The 434-nt window shown below is 59.2% G+C and carries 1 protein-coding gene; it reads left to right on the top strand.

Annotated elements, in window-relative coordinates:
• On the top strand, positions 1 to 425 hold a 425-nt coding region (locus tag AF337_RS24245; RefSeq protein WP_160320341.1), incomplete at its 5' end, for a dihydrodipicolinate synthase family protein.
• Positions 426 to 434 lie beyond the last annotated feature (9 nt).

Here is a 434-nt window from a genome sequence, read left to right as displayed (position 1 = left end):
AAATCGACGGCTGCGACTATATCAAGGAGTCCACCCTAGAAGTGACGCGCGTGCGCGATATCATCCGACTGGCCGGCGACGATATGACTGTGTTCGGGGGCATACTCGGGTTCGAGTCTTTCGTTATGGGTGCGCAGGGTTGGGTGGCAGTGGCTTCAAATGTTGCGCCAGGACCGATGGCGCGGATCTTCGAACTTGTCGCAAATGAGAAAAAGTTCGATGAGGCAAGAGAGCTTTACCTCAAATGGCTGCCTGTCATTCAGGCGGTCGGGGGCCAGGCCTATGTCGCAGGAACGAAGTCACTGCTGACCCACATGGGATTTGGCGCAGGCCTGCCGCGTCCGCCGCGCCTGCCGTTGCCGCCCGCGCAGGATGCCGCCATGAAGAGGCTGGTGGCCGATTTCGGTCTGACGTTCAGCGTCTGAGGAATTCCA

Source organism: Rhizobium ecuadorense (assembly GCF_001187535.1).
Taxonomy (GTDB): domain Bacteria; phylum Pseudomonadota; class Alphaproteobacteria; order Rhizobiales; family Rhizobiaceae; genus Rhizobium; species Rhizobium ecuadorense.
This window is presented reverse-complemented; position numbering and strand designations above follow the sequence as displayed.